The organism is Flavobacterium sp. 21.1, assembly GCF_057801535.1.
Genome location: NZ_JBYNXA010000002.1, coordinates 376,256 through 394,824 on the forward strand (window position 1 = coordinate 376,256; position 18,569 = coordinate 394,824).

At 39.2% G+C, this 18,569-nt stretch carries 17 protein-coding genes; 7 read left to right on the forward strand and 10 right to left on the reverse strand.

The annotated features are described in order from the left end of the window. Positions 1 to 456 carry a GAF domain-containing protein gene (locus AC3E9U_RS05060; protein WP_488745823.1) on the reverse strand — a complete coding sequence of 152 codons (456 nt, stop codon included), beginning with the start codon at positions 454 to 456 and terminating at the stop codon, positions 1 to 3. 71 nt (positions 457 to 527) lie between these two features. On the opposite strand from AC3E9U_RS05060, the gene xrtF reads away from it, so the two are divergent. From xrtF to AC3E9U_RS05095, 7 genes are read left to right on the forward strand one after another with little or no spacing between them, the layout of a single operon-like run. Further along, positions 528 to 1,085 carry an exosortase family protein XrtF gene (xrtF, locus tag AC3E9U_RS05065; RefSeq protein ID WP_488745824.1) on the forward strand — a complete coding sequence of 186 codons (558 nt, stop codon included), beginning with the start codon at positions 528 to 530 and terminating at the stop codon, positions 1,083 to 1,085. Next, positions 1,060 to 1,503, forward strand: a complete 444-nt coding sequence (locus AC3E9U_RS05070; protein ID WP_488745825.1) for an exosortase F system-associated membrane protein — start codon at positions 1,060 to 1,062, stop codon at positions 1,501 to 1,503. Before xrtF ends, AC3E9U_RS05070 begins: the two co-directional genes overlap by 26 nt. Positions 1,504 to 1,538: 35 nt before the next feature. Beyond that, complete coding sequence (locus AC3E9U_RS05075) at positions 1,539 to 2,396, forward strand: restriction endonuclease (RefSeq protein ID WP_488745826.1); 858 nt, start codon at positions 1,539 to 1,541, stop codon at positions 2,394 to 2,396. Positions 2,397 to 2,399: 3 nt separating this feature from the next. Next, entirely contained in the window at positions 2,400 to 3,758 is a 1,359-nt protein-coding gene (locus AC3E9U_RS05080) for an MBL fold metallo-hydrolase RNA specificity domain-containing protein (RefSeq protein ID WP_488745827.1), read from the forward strand. A 58-nt stretch (positions 3,759 to 3,816) separates the two neighbouring features. Next, positions 3,817 to 4,257, forward strand: coding sequence for an HYC_CC_PP family protein (locus tag AC3E9U_RS05085; RefSeq protein ID WP_488745828.1), 441 nt, complete (start codon positions 3,817 to 3,819; stop codon positions 4,255 to 4,257). Between the two features lie 60 nt (positions 4,258 to 4,317). Beyond that, positions 4,318 to 6,558, forward strand: a complete 2,241-nt coding sequence (locus tag AC3E9U_RS05090; RefSeq protein ID WP_488745829.1) for a TonB-dependent receptor — start codon at positions 4,318 to 4,320, stop codon at positions 6,556 to 6,558. Between the two features lie 22 nt (positions 6,559 to 6,580). After that, a complete protein-coding gene (locus AC3E9U_RS05095; protein ID WP_488745830.1) occupies positions 6,581 to 6,919 on the forward strand; it encodes a heavy-metal-associated domain-containing protein in 339 nt (112 codons plus the stop codon). A 299-nt stretch (positions 6,920 to 7,218) separates the two neighbouring features. On the opposite strand, the gene AC3E9U_RS05100 is transcribed toward AC3E9U_RS05095, so the two are convergent. From AC3E9U_RS05100 to AC3E9U_RS05140, 9 genes are all read right to left on the reverse strand, one after another. Next, positions 7,219 to 9,594 (reverse strand): hypothetical protein, encoded by a 2,376-nt coding sequence (locus AC3E9U_RS05100; RefSeq protein WP_488745831.1) that lies wholly within the window; start codon positions 9,592 to 9,594, stop codon positions 7,219 to 7,221. Between the two features lie 89 nt (positions 9,595 to 9,683). Beyond that, entirely contained in the window at positions 9,684 to 11,315 is a 1,632-nt protein-coding gene (gene groL, locus AC3E9U_RS05105; protein ID WP_488745832.1) for a chaperonin GroEL, read from the reverse strand. 68 nt (positions 11,316 to 11,383) lie between these two features. Further along, positions 11,384 to 11,659 carry a co-chaperone GroES gene (locus AC3E9U_RS05110; RefSeq protein ID WP_488745833.1) on the reverse strand — a complete coding sequence of 92 codons (276 nt, stop codon included), beginning with the start codon at positions 11,657 to 11,659 and terminating at the stop codon, positions 11,384 to 11,386. Positions 11,660 to 11,873: 214 nt separating this feature from the next. Then, positions 11,874 to 12,266 (reverse strand): preprotein translocase subunit SecG, encoded by a 393-nt coding sequence (gene secG, locus AC3E9U_RS05115; protein WP_488745834.1) that lies wholly within the window; start codon positions 12,264 to 12,266, stop codon positions 11,874 to 11,876. Positions 12,267 to 12,276: 10 nt separating this feature from the next. Beyond that, positions 12,277 to 13,185 carry a tetratricopeptide repeat protein gene (locus tag AC3E9U_RS05120; protein ID WP_488745835.1) on the reverse strand — a complete coding sequence of 303 codons (909 nt, stop codon included), beginning with the start codon at positions 13,183 to 13,185 and terminating at the stop codon, positions 12,277 to 12,279. A gap of 68 nt (positions 13,186 to 13,253) precedes the next feature. Beyond that, complete coding sequence (locus AC3E9U_RS05125) at positions 13,254 to 13,757, reverse strand: LptE family protein (RefSeq protein WP_488745836.1); 504 nt, start codon at positions 13,755 to 13,757, stop codon at positions 13,254 to 13,256. A gap of 23 nt (positions 13,758 to 13,780) precedes the next feature. Beyond that, positions 13,781 to 15,046 carry a sigma-54 interaction domain-containing protein gene (locus tag AC3E9U_RS05130; RefSeq protein WP_488745837.1) on the reverse strand — a complete coding sequence of 422 codons (1,266 nt, stop codon included), beginning with the start codon at positions 15,044 to 15,046 and terminating at the stop codon, positions 13,781 to 13,783. A gap of 33 nt (positions 15,047 to 15,079) precedes the next feature. Next, entirely contained in the window at positions 15,080 to 16,528 is a 1,449-nt protein-coding gene (gene miaB, locus AC3E9U_RS05135; protein ID WP_488745838.1) for a tRNA (N6-isopentenyl adenosine(37)-C2)-methylthiotransferase MiaB, read from the reverse strand. Between the two features lie 200 nt (positions 16,529 to 16,728). After that, positions 16,729 to 18,297, reverse strand: a complete 1,569-nt coding sequence (locus AC3E9U_RS05140; protein ID WP_488745839.1) for a glycerol-3-phosphate dehydrogenase/oxidase — start codon at positions 18,295 to 18,297, stop codon at positions 16,729 to 16,731. Positions 18,298 to 18,569 lie beyond the last annotated feature (272 nt).

Consider the following 18,569-nt stretch of genomic DNA (forward strand, 5'->3'; position numbering starts at 1 on the left):
TTAAAATAATTTGGCAACTTCCTGATTTACAAATTCTAAAAAGTCTTCGTCGTCTTTTGTGAACGGATCCAGTACATGGCTGTCAATGTCAATCTGTCCGATGTTTTTTCCGTCCACAAATAGCGGAACTACAATTTCCGATTTCACGGTAAGACTGCAGGCGATGTAATTGTCCTGAGCTTTAACATCGGGAACAACGAAATTAGCATTGGATTCGGCTACCTGTCCGCAAATCCCTTTTCCAAACGGAATCACGGTATGGTCGGTCTCTGCTCCAACATAGGGTCCAAGATGCAGCGTTCGGGTTTCGTGATCGGCAAAATAAAAGCCTACCCAGTCATAATGGCTGACGTTGTCGCTCAATAAGCCGCATAGGTTTTTTAATTTCTCGTCGCGTGAAATGCTGTTTTGCGAAAGTAACGCGGTAACTTTGGGTTGTAATTCCTGAAATGTCATGTTTTTTGGTTTTAAGCAAAAGTATTTAATTGTACTCTTTTAAATTTTATATTTTTGTTAAAATCATTCCAGTGAAAAAACTCTTTTTGCAATACAAACCTTTTTTTCTTTTCCTGATAAAGTTTTTTGCACTTTATGTTCTTTTGACCGTCGGATATAGATTTTATCTGAATCAATTCGATGCGGCGACTTTTGAAGTGGATGGTTTTACCCGTTCCGTGGCGGGACAGGCTGAAAGTGTGTTGCGATTTTTAGGCAAGGAAGTAACGGTGGAACGGAATGTTTTCGAACCTTGCATGAATCTTATTTACAAGGGGAAATTCGTTGCCCGCATCGTGGAGGGTTGTAATGCGTTGAGCGTAATGATTCTTTTTGCGGCTTTTGTATTTGCGTTTTCGACCAGATGGATAAAAACAATAGTATATATACTGATAGGATGTCTGGTTATTCACGTATTGAATGTGCTTCGGATTGTATTGCTGGCCATGGCGCTATATGATATGCCGGAATATGAACATTTACTGCACGGCGTGATTTTTCCTTTGTTTATTTATACTGCGGTTTTTATTTTGTGGGTATTATGGATTCAGAAATTTTCAGGTCATGCTAAAAGAAATTCTGAGAAATAGAAGTAAAATAGTCTGGCTCGTTGTTTTGGTCGGTCTGCTGGTGGTAATACGTATGTTTGAACAGGACTTGTTTTCGGACCCTTTCCTGCTGTTTTTCAAAAACGAATTTCAGAATGTTCCCTTGCCGCATTATGAAGTATTTCCGCTGTTTTTTGGTATGTCTTTGCGCTATTTTCTGAATTCGGCACTTTCGGTAGCTATAATTTATGTGGTTTTTAAAGATGTGCAGCTCGTAAAGGTAACTTCTGTTTTATATCTAACTTTCTTTGCTGTCCTTATGGCCGTGTTTTTCGGTATTTTGTATTTTTCAGAGAAACCGGATTTGATGTTGCTGTTTTATGTCAGACGCTTTCTGATTCAGCCCTTATTTTTAGTGATTTTTCTTCCGGCCTTTTATTATCAGAAAAAGAATTTCTGAGATAATTTCGTACCTTTATGTAAACTTTTTCGGTTATGAAGGTCGTTAAGCAATCAGGTGACATCGTATATTTTGATAGGGAAAAACTACGCAATTCACTTTTGCTCACCGGTGCCCACTACGAGAAAATTGAAGATATCCTGAGTATTATCGAAAGGGAGATTTACGATGGGATGCCAACGCGCAAGATTTACAAAATGGCATTTCAGCTGCTAAAAAAAACTTCCAAAACACATGCCGCAAGATACAATCTGAAAGCTGCCGTTCAGGCTTTGGGACCGGCCGGATTCTTTTTTGAGAAATACATTGCCTTACTATTCAAAACGGAAGGTTTTGAAACAAAAACCAATCTCATACTGAACGGGAATTGTGTTTCCCACGAAATAGACATCGTGGTAAAAAAGGAAAATAAGATAGCGATGGTGGAGTGCAAGTTTCACGGGAGCAACGAAATTAAATCCGATGTCAAAATTCCCATGTACATTCTGTCGCGTTTCAATGATCTGAAAGAAAAAACGCATCCGATTTTCAGTGAAAGGGATAAAATAACCAAATGTTGGGTAATCACCAATAACCGTTTTACCACCGAAGCGATTCAGTTTGGCCAATGTTCCAATTTGAAACTCGTTAGTTGGGATTTTCCGATTAAAGAATGTCTGAAATATAAAATTGAAGAAAACGGATTGTATCCGGTGACCTGTCTGACCACTTTAACGCTGCATGAAAAAGAGAAATTACTCATTCAGAATGTGCTCCTCGCATCAGAGTTAATTAATAATAGTGGAATATTGATGGAAATCGGCATTAATAACCGACGGGTAAAAAATATTATCAGGGAAGCTTCAGATTTGTGCGAGAACAAAGGGGATAAAAGTTTTATTTTTAATGATTAGACCATGAAAATACAGTTTTTGGGTGCTGCAGGCACAGTAACAGGTTCCAAAACTTTAATCGATTCAAAAGGGATCCGCATTTTAATGGATTGCGGAATGTTTCAGGGAGGTAGGGAAATCAGGCAACTCAATTGGGAACCGCTGCCGGTTTTGCCTTCAACGATCGATTTTGTATTGCTGACACACGGTCATCTGGATCATTGTGGTTGGCTTCCGCTCTTAATTAAACAGGGTTTTGAGGGGAAGATTTTCTGCACTAGTCCCACCAAGGCGATTACCAGATTGATTCTTATGGACAGTGCCAAAATTCAGGAAGAGGAAGCAGAAAGAGCCAATAAGGAACAGTATTCCAGACACAATCCGGCGCAACCACTGTACACGGTTGAAGAGGCCGAAGAAGTCTTGCCTTTTTTCAGGATTATCCAGCCCGATACGTCTTTTGATATTGACGCCGAAATTTCAGCACGTTATTTTTCGGCAGGCCACATTTTGGGAGCTTGTTCGATTGAATTGATGATTGAAGGTAAGCGACTCGTTTTTTCAGGTGACATCGGAAGGGATAATGATGACCTGATGTTTCCGCCTGTGAAACCCAAAACTGCAGATTATGTTTTTCTGGAAAGTACCTATGGTGACAGAATGCACCCGGATAATGATCCCAAAACCGAACTGAAAAACTGCATCAATGAAGCTTTTGAAAAAGGCGGTAATGTAATAATTCCAAGTTTTGCTGTTGAACGCGCTCAGGCGATTATGTACCTGATCTGGCAACTTAAAAAAGCCGGTGAAATTCCGGATATGCCTTATATTATCGATACGCCGATGGGAATCAAGGTAATCGATATTTTTGAAAACAACCGGGAATGGCATAAATTGAATTTGGAGGAGTGCAGGGAGATGGGCAATGTTTTTTCCATGATCACCGAATATGAGGATACGATTGCTGCCATTTATGATGATCAGCCCAAAGTCGTTATAGCTGCCAGTGGCATGATTACGGGAGGCCGCGTTCTGAGTTACCTGGAGCGTTATATTATCCGGCCGGAAACTACCGTGATTATTGTGGGTTATCAGGCCGAAGGAACCCGTGGAAGAAAATTGCTCGACGGAGAGAAAGAAATTAAAATGTTTGGCAAATATTTTCCCGTGGAAGCTAAAATAGTTGAGATAGAGGGGCTTTCTGCTCATGGTGATCAGGAGGATCTGTCCAACTGGCTTTCTGAATTGGAAGAGAAACCACAAACGGTTTTCCTGGTACATGGTGAAACAGAAGCACTGGTTGCCTTGAAGAGTAAAATTGAAGAACGATATTCCATAAATTGCGAGATACCTTATCAGGGTCAGATAGTTGAAATCAATTAAGAGTATTTTATGTTTTACAATTGGAAAAAAGAATTACTTTTGACATGATTTTATAAAAATGAAAATAAATAAGCACATAAGTTTTGTTTTAGCACTTCTGATATTGGTTTCCAATGTTGGATTGGCGTTCAATGTGCATTATTGCGGCGGCGAACTGGCCGGCATTTCATTAGATTATAAAAAAGCAGTGGCTTCTGAAGTAAAGAAAATTGAAAAAGAAGATTCCTGTTGTGCTGCTCCGAAAGAAGAAAATCAAAAAGACAGTTGCTGTTCTAACAGTAAAGTCAACTTGAAAAAATCCATTTCTGATGAAGTTCTTGTAAAAAGTTTTCAGTTAGACTTAAGTACTTTTACTTTTTCGAATGTTTGGAAACCTATTGCGTTTACAGCGGTTGAGCAATCGGAAGAAAAAAGCGATGTGCCTTCTTTTTATTGTGACAGCAACGCACCGCCACTCTATAAACTATATTGTCAATACGTTTTCTACGAAAGATTTTAATGTTTTTCAGATTTCCGATATAATCGGAGTGAAGTTCTAATAAACATTAAAACAAAAATCATGTATAAATATTTTATGATTTTCCTTATGCTGACAGCCAATGTTGTCTTAGCGCAGGAAAACGTGTCGGGTACCATAACCGACGAAAAAAATAATCCGATGCCCGGTGCTTCTATTGTGTGGAAGGATACGGACAAAGGAGCCACGGCCGACGAAAATGGTTTTTTTACCTTGGCGATGAATCCCGGAAGCCACGAAATAACCGTGAGTTATGTTGGATATCAAACTATGTCTCTTATGGTTCATGAACCAAAGGAAATCAAGGTACAGCTGAAACCCAATAAGAGTCTGGATGAAGTGGTGGTGACGACCAAACGAAACTCACTTCAGAAATCCTACGTAAAAACAGCCAATGTGACCACCATGAGCAGTAAGGAACTGCTAAAAGCGGCTTGTTGTAATCTGTCCGAAAGTTTTGAAACCAATCCGTCCATAGATGTGAATTTCTCCGATGCCGTTTCAGGTAGCAAACAAATCAAGATGCTGGGATTAACCAGTCCGTATATTTTGATCGCTGAAGAAAATATCCCTTCGGTTCGTGGCGCTTCTCAGGCGTATGGCTTGTCTTTTATTCCCGGAACCTGGGTGGAAAGCATCCAGATTACAAAAGGCGCGGGAAGTGTAGTGAATGGTTATGAGAGTATTTCAGGACAGATCAATACTGAATTGCTTAAACCGGCCAATGACATTCCGTTTTACCTGAATGCTTATGGCTCGACCGACAGCCGTTTCGAACTGAATACGCATTTCAACCGAAAATTTACCGATAAATTGAGCAGCAGTCTGTTTGTTCACGGAAGTACACGTGTGTCTAAAAAAGATATGAATGACGACGGGTTTTTAGATAATCCGCTTGGGAACCAGATCAATGTGATGAACCGCTGGCAGTACAATGACTTGGAAAACGGATGGGTGAGTTTCCTTAATGTTCGTTACATGAGAGATGAAAAGCAAGCCGGTCAGGTGGCTTTTGATCCTGATACGGATAAAGGTACGACCACGCATTGGGGTTCCGAAATTAATACCGACAAGGTAGAAGTATCTTCCAAGGTGGGTTATGTTTTTCCGGATATGCCTTGGAAAAGTATCGGTTTTCAAAATTCGTATAACTATCACAGACAGCAATCCTATTTTGGTTTAAATCAATACAATATTCAGCAGAACAGCTTGTATTCCAATCTGATTTTTAATTCAATCATCAGCAATACCTTAAATAAATTTGCGACCGGTCTGAATTTCACTTCCGATGATTACAATGAATTTGTGATGGTAAATTTGCCGATGGATGTTAGCCGACGCGATAATTCCCTGGGCGCTTTCTTTGAATATACTTACGATAATACGGATAATTTCAGTTTGGTGGCTGGTGGTCGTGTTGATATGCATAATCGCTTGGGCGTGTTTTTTACACCAAGGGTTCATATGCGTTATAATCCATGGGAGAAAGCGGTATTACGCGTGTCCGCCGGAAGAGGAAAACGCAGTGCTAATATTTTTGCCGAGAACCAAAACCTTTTTGCTAGTTCAAGAGATTTTTCTGTAATCAATGCCAATGGTAAGATCTACGGATTAGATCCGGAAATCGCGTGGAACTATGGATTAAGTTTTATGCAGGGTTTTCAATTGTTCGGAAAGAAAGCGGAAGTAACATTGGATTACTACAGAACGGATTTTCAAAATCAGGCGGTTGTTGATGTGGATTATAGTCCGCAGGCCGTCGTATTCCATAATTTGGATGGTAAGTCGTACGCGAACAGTTTACAGATCGATTTCAATGTAGATCTGATGACGCATTTATCGGTGCGTACTGCTTATAAATTCTATGACATCAAAACCGATTATCTGACAGGAACGTTAGAACGTCCTTTGCAGGCAAAACACCGGTTTTTTACCAATTTGGCTTACGAAACCCATATCAAAGAAAAGGGAAAGCAATGGAAATTTGACTTTACGTATAACTGGATGGGTAAACAGCGTCTGCCTAATACAGCAACCAATCCCGAGCCCTACAGGCTGAATGAGTTTTCAAATCCGTTTTCCGTAATGAATACGCAGGTTACAAGAACGTTCTCAAGTGTGTTTGAAGCTTATGTAGGAGGAGAGAATATTGGAAATTATAAGCAAAAAAATGCTATTTTAGGCGCGGATGATCCGTTTGGCCCGTATTTTGACAGTTCAATGATATATGCTCCGGTTTTCGGGCAGATGTATTATGCAGGAATCCGATTTAAAATTAAATAACAAGACACAAAAACGATACATAATGAAAAAATTAATGATAGTATTGCTGGTTTCCCTTTTCGGGTTCGCGGTACAGGCACAGGAAAAAAAGAACAAAAACGCAAAAGCCGATATTGAGGTAAAAGGCAACTGCGACATGTGTAAAAAGAGAATTGAAAAAGCGGCTTATTCCGTTGCAGGAGTAAAATCAGCCGTTTGGAAATCGGACGATCAGGTTTTGCATTTGGTTTATAACGAACAAAAATGTTCTATGGAGGAGGTTGAAACGGCGGTGGCCAAAGCGGGACATGATACAAAGGATGTGAAAGCCCCGGCGGAATCCTACAATAGCCTACATACCTGTTGTCAATACGACCGATAATAAAAAAGCCGACTATATCATACAGTCGGCTTTTTTTATAACTCAAAAATTTTTAGTGTATCTGTTGTTTTGTCTTTAAAAGCTATCATTTTTAAGTTCCAAACAATTTAATTCAAAAAACAACGTTACTACAATACCTGCTTGTTAGCCACCTGTGTTTCTTAGTTTAAACATTGTTTCAGTTTTCCACTGATGTATGTTGAAGATTAAGTTCGAAAAAGAAAGGCTTCGGTTATACAATAAAGATTTAGTTGGTTATTATTAAAAAGCCGTTCAGAATTTCTGACCGGCTTTGTTTTTTATGGGATTTCAATGATTTTTGTTTCCGAGATTATTTGTCCGTCTGAAGATATACCTTCGATAATTACTTTAACGGATTTCAGATAATAGTTAGGAATCGAGAATCTGAAAATTCCGTTAGCATCCGTCTCAACATACGGCTGCCAGTGAATCGTACCAAAATCTAAAAATCCGGCATCCTTAAAGCTTGTGTATTTCGGATTTACAAATTGTTTGGTTTTCTCAAAGCCATCCTTAATCAAAATTGCCTGTGAATTGGTTCGTATGCTTGATTGATTTACCATTAATTTTTTCGTATAGATTCGGATTACACCATTGGAAGCTCCCATCCCGCCGCCAAATCCATTTTTGTTAATGTAAATTTCATCAACAAACCTCAGACTGTATCCGAGTAGCATGTTGAAGTCGGTTACAGGAACATCGTCCATATAAATAAGAGGGCTCTTTGATCCTAAAAAGGAAGTGGATCTTCGGCCTAAAATTGTAACATTCATTCCGTTTTGGCTAACATCGAATCCGTTAGCTGCTATAAATTGTAAAATGTCTCTTGAAGCGTCTCGGTCTGAAATCTTAAATCCTTTTGACATATTGTTGCCAAAACGGGTAACATTTGTAAGTTTTACTGTTTTGGTTTTGCTTTTAAGAGTTACGGTATCCAATTGTACGGTGTTGGCAATTTTTGGGAACGAATACCCGGGATCGACGCTTTCAGTGGCCAATAAAGGACATTCTTTTAACTGGTTTTTAAAAGGCTTAATGAATGTTCGATTGTTGTTTAAGATTTGTGTGGCCAGTTTTATTTCGGTACTCTTTCCTTTTCTGTCCAATAGCGAATAATGAACTAAGGTAGAATCCGAGACTAATATGTTCTTAAAATAAAATTCATTTTTTTCATTTAGTGAAGAAGATACGTTTATTTGGGACGTTACAGCGGTCATGTTCACTTTAGAGTCCCTGTCTTTAGGAGGAATGTTTAAGGTTCCTTTGATCGTTAATCCGCTGTCGAATTCGTATTTTTCTTTTGGCGCTGAGGTTAAGATTGTTTGCCAGTTGTATTTTGATTTCTGGGCAATTAAGTAAGTGTCCAATTCGTAATGTTTTCTCCTTGAAAAATTGGAAAGCAAAATATTGCCGTCGGGCGACTTATCATTTAATTCGTTGTCCAGTAAAAAGGAGTTGTACATGGTTTTATGACCGGCTAGTGATTTGGTTTCGTTTGGTAAAACAGAAACACTTAGGGTTCCCATCAGTATGGTGCTGGTACCGCTGATTGCGATGGAATCGTTTTGTTTTCTCAGGACCTGAAGATTGATGTTTTGTTCAAACTTTAAAGGCTGATAGATTAATCTTTCGGCAATTTTTTTATCGTTTTTGTCAACCAGATATATTGAATTGATACCATTCATGAAGTTTTCATTCGTTAAGGTTAACAACTGTTCTGTACTGTTTTCTTTGAACGTAAAAGGAAGGTAAGAAATATAATCGTCCTGCTGGATGACAAGCTTTAAAGGTTCGTTTTTGTATTCGGTCAGACTTTTAGCATTAGTCTTAACCTTTAAAGTGGTCTTGTTTTCGAAAGTGTAGTTGTTTGCGGAGAAGGTTATTCCCTTAGCCTCCGGCCATGGTAATGGTTTTTCGGTTCTGGTTTCGTTGATCGTAAAAGCAGCTTTGTACAATTCGTTTTTTGTCTGAAGAATTTCGAATTTGCCATAACCTAGTTCGTTAGTGCTGAACGTCGTAATGGTAACGCCTTGTGGATTGATAATTTCTCCGTCTTTCACACTGACTCCGTTTCCATTGCAATCCGTAATTTTGATGGCGATGGTATTGGAAGTGCCTTCTAAAAACACATTTCCTTCCGGGAAAAATTCGGTGGTTATTGTGTTTGGATTGACTTTCGTAGTGTTGGGAATGGATCTTCCGTCCGTCGGATTGATGATTTTAAGTTTAAAAACAGATGATTCATCCTCCGCGAAATTATTCATGTAATTAGTGTAAACCTGAAGGTAATAGGTGCCTGTAGTAAGGTTGTCGTCCAATTTGATATTACCGTCAAAAATACTATTGTCGGCAAAGAACAGATAGGTTTTTATTTTTGTGCCATTTTCATCAATTAGGTTGATGTGTACGTTGGATGTAGGCAAATAAGGTTTTTTGTTTTTCTTTTCGATTATGTATCCCTTAAACCAGATTTCATCAGTGGTTAGGAACGTGTTTTTATTTAAATGAAGGTGGATATTTTCCCTGTCCAGTTTAAAATACTCAGTAAAGGCATCGTTCACTTTATCGTTTCCGTTGGTTGTTTCGGCCTGTGAGAAGGCTAAAGTCTGGATTGACAGGATGATAAGTGAGAAGATCGTTTTTTTTAAATTCATTATGTGTGTTATTTGACGCACAAAGATAAAAAAAAACTGTCTGAATAGTACTTCAGACAGTTTTTTGTAAGAATTTATTTATGAATAAATTACATCATTCCCGGCATTCCGCCTCCCATAGGCATTCCGCCTCCGGCATTTTCTTCTTTAATTTCTACTAAAGCACACTCTGTAGTTAAGATCATTCCGGCAACCGAAGCAGCATTTTCCAAGGCTACACGGGTTACTTTTTTAGGATCGATAATTCCTGCTTTAAGCATGTCTACGTATTCGTCAGTCTTAGCGTTGTACCCAAAGTTGTCTTTTCCTTCTGCTACTTTTGCCACTACTACAGATCCTTCTAAACCTGCATTTTCCACGATTGTTCTTAACGGAGCTTCCACAGCGCGTGATACGATTTGGATTCCTGTTGCTTCGTCAGCATTTTCAGCTTTGATTTTATCCAATACTTTTTTAGCTCGAAGTAAAGCGACACCGCCACCGGCAACGATACCTTCTTCCACCGCCGCACGTGTTGCGTGTAAAGCATCATCCACACGGTCTTTTTTCTCTTTCATTTCTACTTCAGATGCAGCACCAACGTAAAGTACAGCAACACCTCCGGCTAATTTAGCCAAACGCTCCTGTAATTTTTCTTTGTCGTATTCCGAAGTTGATGTTTCCATCTGAGCTTTGATTTGGTTTACACGGTTTTTGATTGTATCGTGTTCGCCATTTCCGCTAACTACCGTTGTGTTGTCTTTGTCGATAGTAACGCGTTTGCAGGTGCCCAACATTTCTAAAGTAGTATGTTCTAAAGTGAAACCTCTTTCTTCAGAAATTACAGTACCACCAGTTAAGATAGCAATATCTTCTAACATTGCTTTTCTTCGGTCACCGAAACCTGGAGCTTTAACTGCTGCTATTTTTAAGGCACCGCGTAATTTGTTAACTACTAAAGTGGAAAGTGCTTCACCGTCTACATCTTCAGCGATGATCAACAATGGTTTTCCTGATTGTGCAACCGGCTCTAATATTGGAAGTAATTCTTTTAAAGAAGATACTTTTTTGTCGTATAATAAAATGTACGGATTTTCCAGTTCCGCTTCCATTTTTTCAGGATTGGTCACGAAGTAAGGGGATAAGTATCCTCTGTCGAACTGCATTCCTTCAACCACATCCACATAAGTGTCGGTTCCTTTTGCTTCTTCAACAGTGATTACACCTTCTTTTCCAACTTTTCCGAAAGCCATTGCGATAAGCTCTCCGATAACGTCGTCATTGTTAGCTGAAATTGAAGCTACTTGTTTTATTTTGTCTGTAGAACTTCCTACTTCTTTGGCTTGTTTTTGTAAATCGGAAACGATAGCTTCCACAGCTTTATCGATACCGCGTTTTAAATCCATTGGGTTAGCGCCTGCTGCAACGTTTTTCAATCCTTCTTTAACGATGGCTTGTGCTAAAACAGTTGCTGTTGTAGTTCCGTCGCCGGCTAAATCATTGGTTTTGGAAGCTACTTCTTTTACCATTTGCGCACCCATGTTTTCAAGAGTGTCTTTCAATTCAACTTCTTTTGCTACTGAAACACCATCTTTAGTAACAGTTGGTGCTCCGAATGATTTGCTGATGATTACGTTACGTCCTTTTGGACCTAAAGTTACTTTTACCGCATTTGCCAATGCATCAACTCCGCGTTTTAAACCGTCGCGAGCTTCAATATCAAATTTTATATCTTTTGCCATTTTTTATTTATTTGTTGATTTGTCTCGTCAGTTAACTGAATTTTGAGAATGTTTTTGATTATTTTGGATTAAATAATTGCAAGGATGTCATCCTCACGCATGATAAGGTAATCTTTGCCTTCAAATTTCAAATCGGTTCCGGCATATTTTCCGTATAAAACAGTATCACCAACTTGTACCGTCATGGTGTGTTCTTTGGTTCCGTTTCCTACAGCAACTACCGTCCCTTTTTGAGGTTTTTCTTTAGCAGTGTCCGGGATGAAGATTCCCGAAGCAGTTTGAGTTTCTGCTGCCATAGGTTCTACAAGAACGCGGTCTGAAAGTGGTCTGATGTTTAATGCCATAGCTCTTTTATTTATATGTTATTAATTTTTGATAGTTTACTTTTTTAATCTGTTTTTTGAGCCGATTGGATTTGCTGAAAATCTTCATGTCGGTTTCAAAAATTTGCTAGCCTCATTTCAGAAATTATGCCAAGCGTTTCTGACTGCCAAATTTACTAAATAAAAATGCCAGCACTGACAGGCTGGCATTTTAAAAGCGTTCAATAAAGAAATATTATTTTGCAGCTTCTTCTGTAGCAGCCGGTTTGGCAGCTTCAGTAGTAGCCGGAGTTTCTTGTTTTGCAGCCTCCTGTGTTGCCGGAGCAGCAGCTGGAGCTGGAGCAGCAACCGGTGCTGGAGCAGCAGCGCTGTTGTCAATGATTTTTGAACCGTTGTCACTTAAGTTTCCGGTGAAGCTTAAGCTTGATAATAAGATTAAAGCGATTAATAAACCAGCCAATGTCCAAGTACTTTTATCAAGGAAATCATTTGTTTTCTGTACACCGCCCATCATTTGTGATCCTCCGATAGAAGAAGATAATCCTCCTCCTTTAGGATTTTGAACCATAACTACCACTACAAGTAAAAAACATACGATTGTGATTAACACTAAAAAAATTGAAAACATATTTAATTCTTTAATTATTATTTTGTTGTAAAAGTCTAATATCCGAAATACGGTCTGCAAAGAAAGTACTTTTTTCCGGATATTTCAAAATTAAAATCTCATAAGCTTGAATTGCTTTCTGATATTTTTTCTGTTCCAAATATACTTTGGCTAAAGTTTCCGTCATCAAGTAAGAGTTGTCCTGTGTGGATTTCTCAATGTTTATAGGGGTTATGACAGCATTTTTAACCGGAGATATTTTTGGATTATTCTCTATGAACTTGTCAATCAGTTCTGATTTTTTCTTTTTCTCTTCGTCAGATTCTGTTTCTTTCGGCTCATTTTCCCTGTTAATAGGAGTAACTTTTGCTAATTGCAGCCATTCCTGGAATGAATGTTTTTCCTGAACAGAGAATTCCAGCGGTTTTCCGATTTCAAGTTTTTCTTCCAGCGACTTCGGTTTTTCGTCTTCTGCGGCAATAGGTTCGGGCTGAATTTGTTCAGTAGAAATTGATTCTGTCGAAGGTTGTTCTGTTGCTGTTTCCGGTTCGGAAATCTGGATAGAAGTCAGAATGGACTGTTCCAAAGGATTTGCCTTGGGCTTAACTTCAATAGCCTGCGGAATGACAATTTTATATTGATTGACAATTATATCATTGATCGCCGCTTCTTTTTCTTCTAAAAAGGCTTTGTGAACGGAGGTGAAATTTTCGGAAGTGATGAATTCAAACAAAACACTTCGATCGGCCGTGTAAGCCGCTGTTTTTTTCAATTCCTGATTGTAACGGAAACTTTTCTGATTATGAAGTCCTTTCAGATGAATGGCCCTTGCCGATTGGAAATACGGAAATTGATCCAAGACCGTTTCCAGTTCAATGGTCTGCCTTCCGTTCAATGAGGCGGGTTTGGTAATCAGGTATGTTAAATCGTGTACGTTCAAGTCCGTTTTTATCTTTTATGCGACAATTTATGGAATTATCCGGAGATTGTCGGTGCATTATTCAAAAATTACCATTTTGCCAGAGAGGCATTGAAAATATCCTGTGTGATCCTTTCGAAAATTACATCTAATGCTGCGGTCAGTCTGGAACCTACCAATTGTTCGTTGGCAGGAAAATCATAGTAAAAGGAAAACGCTTTTTCGAAATCATCATCCGCTTTTTTCCTGTTGGTAAAACGCACATTTACTGTTATGGTAAGTCGGTTTTGTGCTGCTTGCTGATCGGCGGTTGCCGTCATGGGCGTAATTCGGTATTCTTTGATTTCACCTTCGTAAACCAAATCTCCACCCGAATTCGTTAAATTAAGATTGGTCTGATTTTGGATCAATTCCTGCAGTTCCAATGTGAAAGTCCGTTCGATTCCTGGCTCAATTAAAGACGCATTGTTCTGGAAATAGTTTACCTGAAAGGTTTTGGCGTCGATTTTTCCGGTTCCTGTAAAGTTGTAGACCGAACAACTGCTGAAAAAAGACAGCGTGATTACGGCAATGATATATTGTAAATGTCTCATCTGATTTTTAAAATCCAAATATATTATAAATCGAATTGTTTTATTTTACGGTATAAGGTTCTTTCTGAAATCCCCAATTCATCCGCAGCGGCTTTTCGTTTGCCTTTATTGCGTTCCAATGCTTTTTTGATGAGTTCGATTTCTTTTTCGTCCAGACGAAGTGAATCCTCTTCTTCCACAGTTTCGGCAAAAAGATAATTCTGATCGTCATCATCATCTTCAAATTCTTCCTGAAGATTTTGATTCTGCACCGGAAAGGCTGTTAATGAAGGTTCTTCAAATGGCACTTCGGTTTCTTCTTTTTGTCCGTAAATACGCTGGATAAGATTCTTGTTTGTTTCCTGAACATTTTTGACATTACCGCTTTGCATTAGTTCCAAAGTCAGTTTCTTCAAATCGTTCAGGTCGCTTTTCATGTCGAAAAGGATCTTGTACAAAATCTCGCGTTCCGAACTGAAATCGCTTTCCGATTTTTTAGTACCGATTACGGATGGCAAATTGCTACCTTCTGTCGGAAGATAGGTCTGTAAGGTAGCCAGTGTGATGTCGCGATTGGTTTCCAGAACTGAAATTTGTTCGGCGGCATTCCTCAACTGACGGATATTTCCTCCCCAACGGTATTTTGTCAGGTATTGTATGGCGTTGTCGTCCAGTTTAATGGGCGGCATTTTGTATTTGTGTGCAAAATCCGACGCAAATTTTCGGAACAATAAATGAATGTCATCCTCTCTTTCGCGCAATGGCGGCAGCATAATTTCTACCGTGCTTAAACGATAATATAAGTCTTCACGGAATTTTCCTTTTTCAATGGCTTCAAACATGTTTACGTTTGTTGCCGCCACGATACGAACATTGGTTTTTTGTACTTGCGATGAACCCACTTTAATGAACTCACCGTTTTCCAGAACACGCAATAAACGAACTTGAGTGGTTAACGGTAATTCGCCCACTTCGTCAAGGAAGATTGTTCCGCCGTCCGCAACTTCAAAATAACCTTCACGGGTTCCGGTTGCTCCTGTAAATGACCCTTTTTCGTGTCCGAACAATTCACTGTCGATGGTTCCTTCCGGAATGGCTCCACAGTTTACGGCAATGTATTTTCCGTGTTTTCGGTGCGAAAGGGAATGTATTATTTTCGGAATGCTTTCTTTACCCACGCCACTTTCTCCGGTAACCAAAACCGAAATGTCGGTCGGAGCTACCTGAATGGCTTTTTCAATCGCACGATTGAGCTTTGGGTCGTTCCCAATAATCTCAAATCGCTGTTTTATGGCTTGAACTGATTCCATTTTAATTATTGATTGTGTTGCAATTGATGATATTTATTGCATTTCACTGTATCCGATCGCTTCTCCGATAAGAGTCGCTGTCGTACAGTCGTCTACTTTTACCAGTACAAAATCACCTGGTTTGTAATTGCCTTTCGGGAAAACCGTGACCACATTTTCAGAATTTCTTCCGCTCCAGTGGGCATCCGATCTTTTTGATTCTTTTTCAACCAAGACTTCAACCACTTGATTTACAAAACGTGAGGTTCTCTTATGGCTTATTTCCTGTTGTAAATCAACAACTTCCTGTAAACGACGTTTTTTAACTTCTTCGGGAACATCATCTTCCATTTTTCGGGCAGCTAAAGTTCCGGGTCTTTCTGAATACGCAAACATATAACCAAAGTCATATTGCACATATTCCATCAGACTTAAGGTGTCCTGATGATCTTCTTCAGTTTCAGTTGGGAAACCTGTGATCATATCTTGTGAAATCGCACATCCCGGAATGATAGCCTTGATTTTGTCTACCAATGCCATGTATTCTTCACGGGTGTGCTGACGGTTCATTTCTTTTAATATACGTGTACTTCCCGATTGTACCGGTAAGTGAATGTAATTACAGATATTATGGTGTTTCGCAATAACATGCAACACTTCTTCATGCATGTCCTGCGGATTCGAAGTCGAAAAACGGAAACGCATCTTCGGAAACTGAATCGCACACATATCCAATAACTGTGCAAAATCCACAGCGGTAGCTTTCTGCATTTCAGTGGCTTTGTCGTAGTCTTTTTTCAAACCACCGCCATACCAAAGGTAACTGTCTACGTTCTGACCCAAAAGCGTAATTTCTTTAAATCCTCTCTCGAACAGGTCTTTGATTTCTTCTAAAATGGATTGCGGTTCACGGCTGCGCTCGCGTCCGCGGGTAAACGGAACTACACAGAACGTGCACATATTGTCACATCCGCGCGTGATGGAAACAAAAGCATTGATACCGTTGCTCTGTAAACGTACCGGTGAAATATCACCATAAGTTTCATCTTTCGATAAAATTACGTTGATGGCGTCGCGGCCTTCTTCTACTTCTTTTAAAAGATTCGGTAAGTCCTTGTAAGCATCAGGTCCTACAACCATGTCCACGATTTTTTCTTCCTCGAGGAACTGGCTTTTCAGACGTTCGGCCATACATCCCAAAACGCCCACTTTCATGCCCGGGTTGATACTGCGTTTTACCGCATTGTATTTTTCCAGACGTTTGCGAACGGTTTGTTCTGCTTTATCGCGAATCGAACAGGTGTTTACCAAAACCAAATCAGCTTCTTCCAGATTTTGGGTGGTGTTGTAACCTTGTTCGGTTAATATGGAAGCTACAATCTCGCTGTCCGAAAAATTCATCGCACAACCGTAACTTTCAATAAATAGTTTCTTAGTATTCTCTTCTTTTTGTTCTAAAACCAGGCTCGTACCTTGTTTCTTCTCATCAATTTCCTTTTCCATAAAGCACTTAAAAGTGTAAAATCTATGGGCAAAGATAGTACTAAATTTTATTTTCTGACAAGATGGCAGATTTGTTTAACAAAAGTTTTGGGAGCTCAATTGCAGATAGGAGCAGAGCGTCAACAATAATAAGGCAAAACAAACTTTATTCCTGAGGGCAGAATGACTTTTAAGCTGGTAAATATCCTTTGAAAAGAGCCTTATTTAAGAAGATAACCCTGGGCGACTTTTTTGAAATCGGTAATTTGATTTTCTTTCCAATCCGCATTTTTATTTAGCTCTTTTGATAAAAGACTGGCGACTTTTTCACTGCATTCTATGGCGGCGGCGGCATCTAAAAACAGCAATCGAAGTCGTCTGGCTAGAATGTCTTCAACCGTTCTTGCCATTTCATTTCGTACGCCCCAAACCACTTCCGATAACGTATACGGGTAATCGGGATGTAATTTTTCTTTTAATTCCGGTTCGTTTTCCTGTAGTTTCAAAAGTTCGGAAATATTCGATCCATAAACAACTAAGTGATTTTTCTGTTCGGATTCTTTTGAGACCAGGTGACCGTGGATAGGAATATGTCGCGTTTTGCATTTGACTTTTGCCAGATGATGGATTTCAATGGCTTTGTCAATTACATCTTCAGCAATTTTGCGGTAAGTGGTCCATTTGCCGCCAATAACGGAAATTAAACCGGAGTCGGAAATAAGAATTTGATGGTTTCGGGATATTTCTTTGGGTTGTACGCCTTCTTTTTTTGGAAGTACCAATGGGCGTAGTCCGGCAAAAACGGAGAGAACATCGCTTCGTTGCGGTTTTTTCGATAGAAATTTTTGAGCAGTTTCAAGAATGAAATTGATTTCCGCTTCTAATGGCTGTGGCTCTAAAGTAGGTTCGTCCACCGGCGTATCGGTAGTGCCTACAATGATCTTGTTCTGCCAGGGAACGATGAAAAGTACTCTGCCGTCGCTGGTTTTCGGAATCAAAAGTGCATTCTCGGTAGGTAGAAAAGATTTGTCGAAAACAAGATGGATTCCCTGACTTGGAATAATGTGCTTTCCTTTTTTTGAATTGTCCAGACTCATGATGTCACCGGTAAAAACTCCAGTTGCATTGATGACGATATTTCCTTTTAATGTATAGGTTTCGCCTGTTTCCTGATCTTCTGCTGTAATCCCTGAAATTTTAGTTTCCTCATTTTTTAAGATGTTGACGGCTTTCGTATAATTTAAGATGCAAGCGCCATGTTCAATAGCTGTCTGGGCAAGATTTATGGCAAAAAGGGCATCGTCAAATTGACCGTCATGGTAAATAATGCCTCCCTGTAAGCCTTCTTGTACTATCGTAGGCAACAATTCAATTGTTTTTTCTTTCGATAGCGATTGCGAACTTCCAAAACGGGTGCTTCCGGCAAGTAAGTCATACAGCTTTAATCCTGCTGAGAAATAATAACCGTTCAAACGACTATAAATAGGAATCACAAAGGATTGGTTTTTTACCAAGTGACCTGCATTTTTCAGCATCAGTTCTCTTTCTTTCAGGGCTTCGCGTATTAATGCTACATTCAATTGTTCTAAATACCGAATCCCACCGTGGGCTAATTTTGTGCTTCGGCTGGATGTTCCTTTTGCGAAATCAACCGCTTCAATTAAAACAGTTTTGTAACCTCTGCTTGCTGAATCGAGCGCAATTCCCAAGCCGGATGCGCCGCCTCCAATTATAATAACATCCCAAAATTCGGTTTGTTTTAATTTGGCTAATTGTTCGTCTCGATTCATTGAACAGTTGCTTTTTGTGCTTTGGTTCTATCAACAAATTACAAATTTGCTGTCTGATGTGCAATGAAATGGGCGGAAATATTTTTGAAGGTGATTATCTTAAAAAAGTTACTATATATATAGGTATAACTTTTTGGTTTCGGATGTTTGAATTATTTTTTTTAAGACGTGAGCACAATCTTTTCTCATGACTTTAATCGACAAAATTTACATTTAAAATAGGTGAAAATGCAATATTTAAAAAATTCCTATACTTTTGCGGCATAAATTAA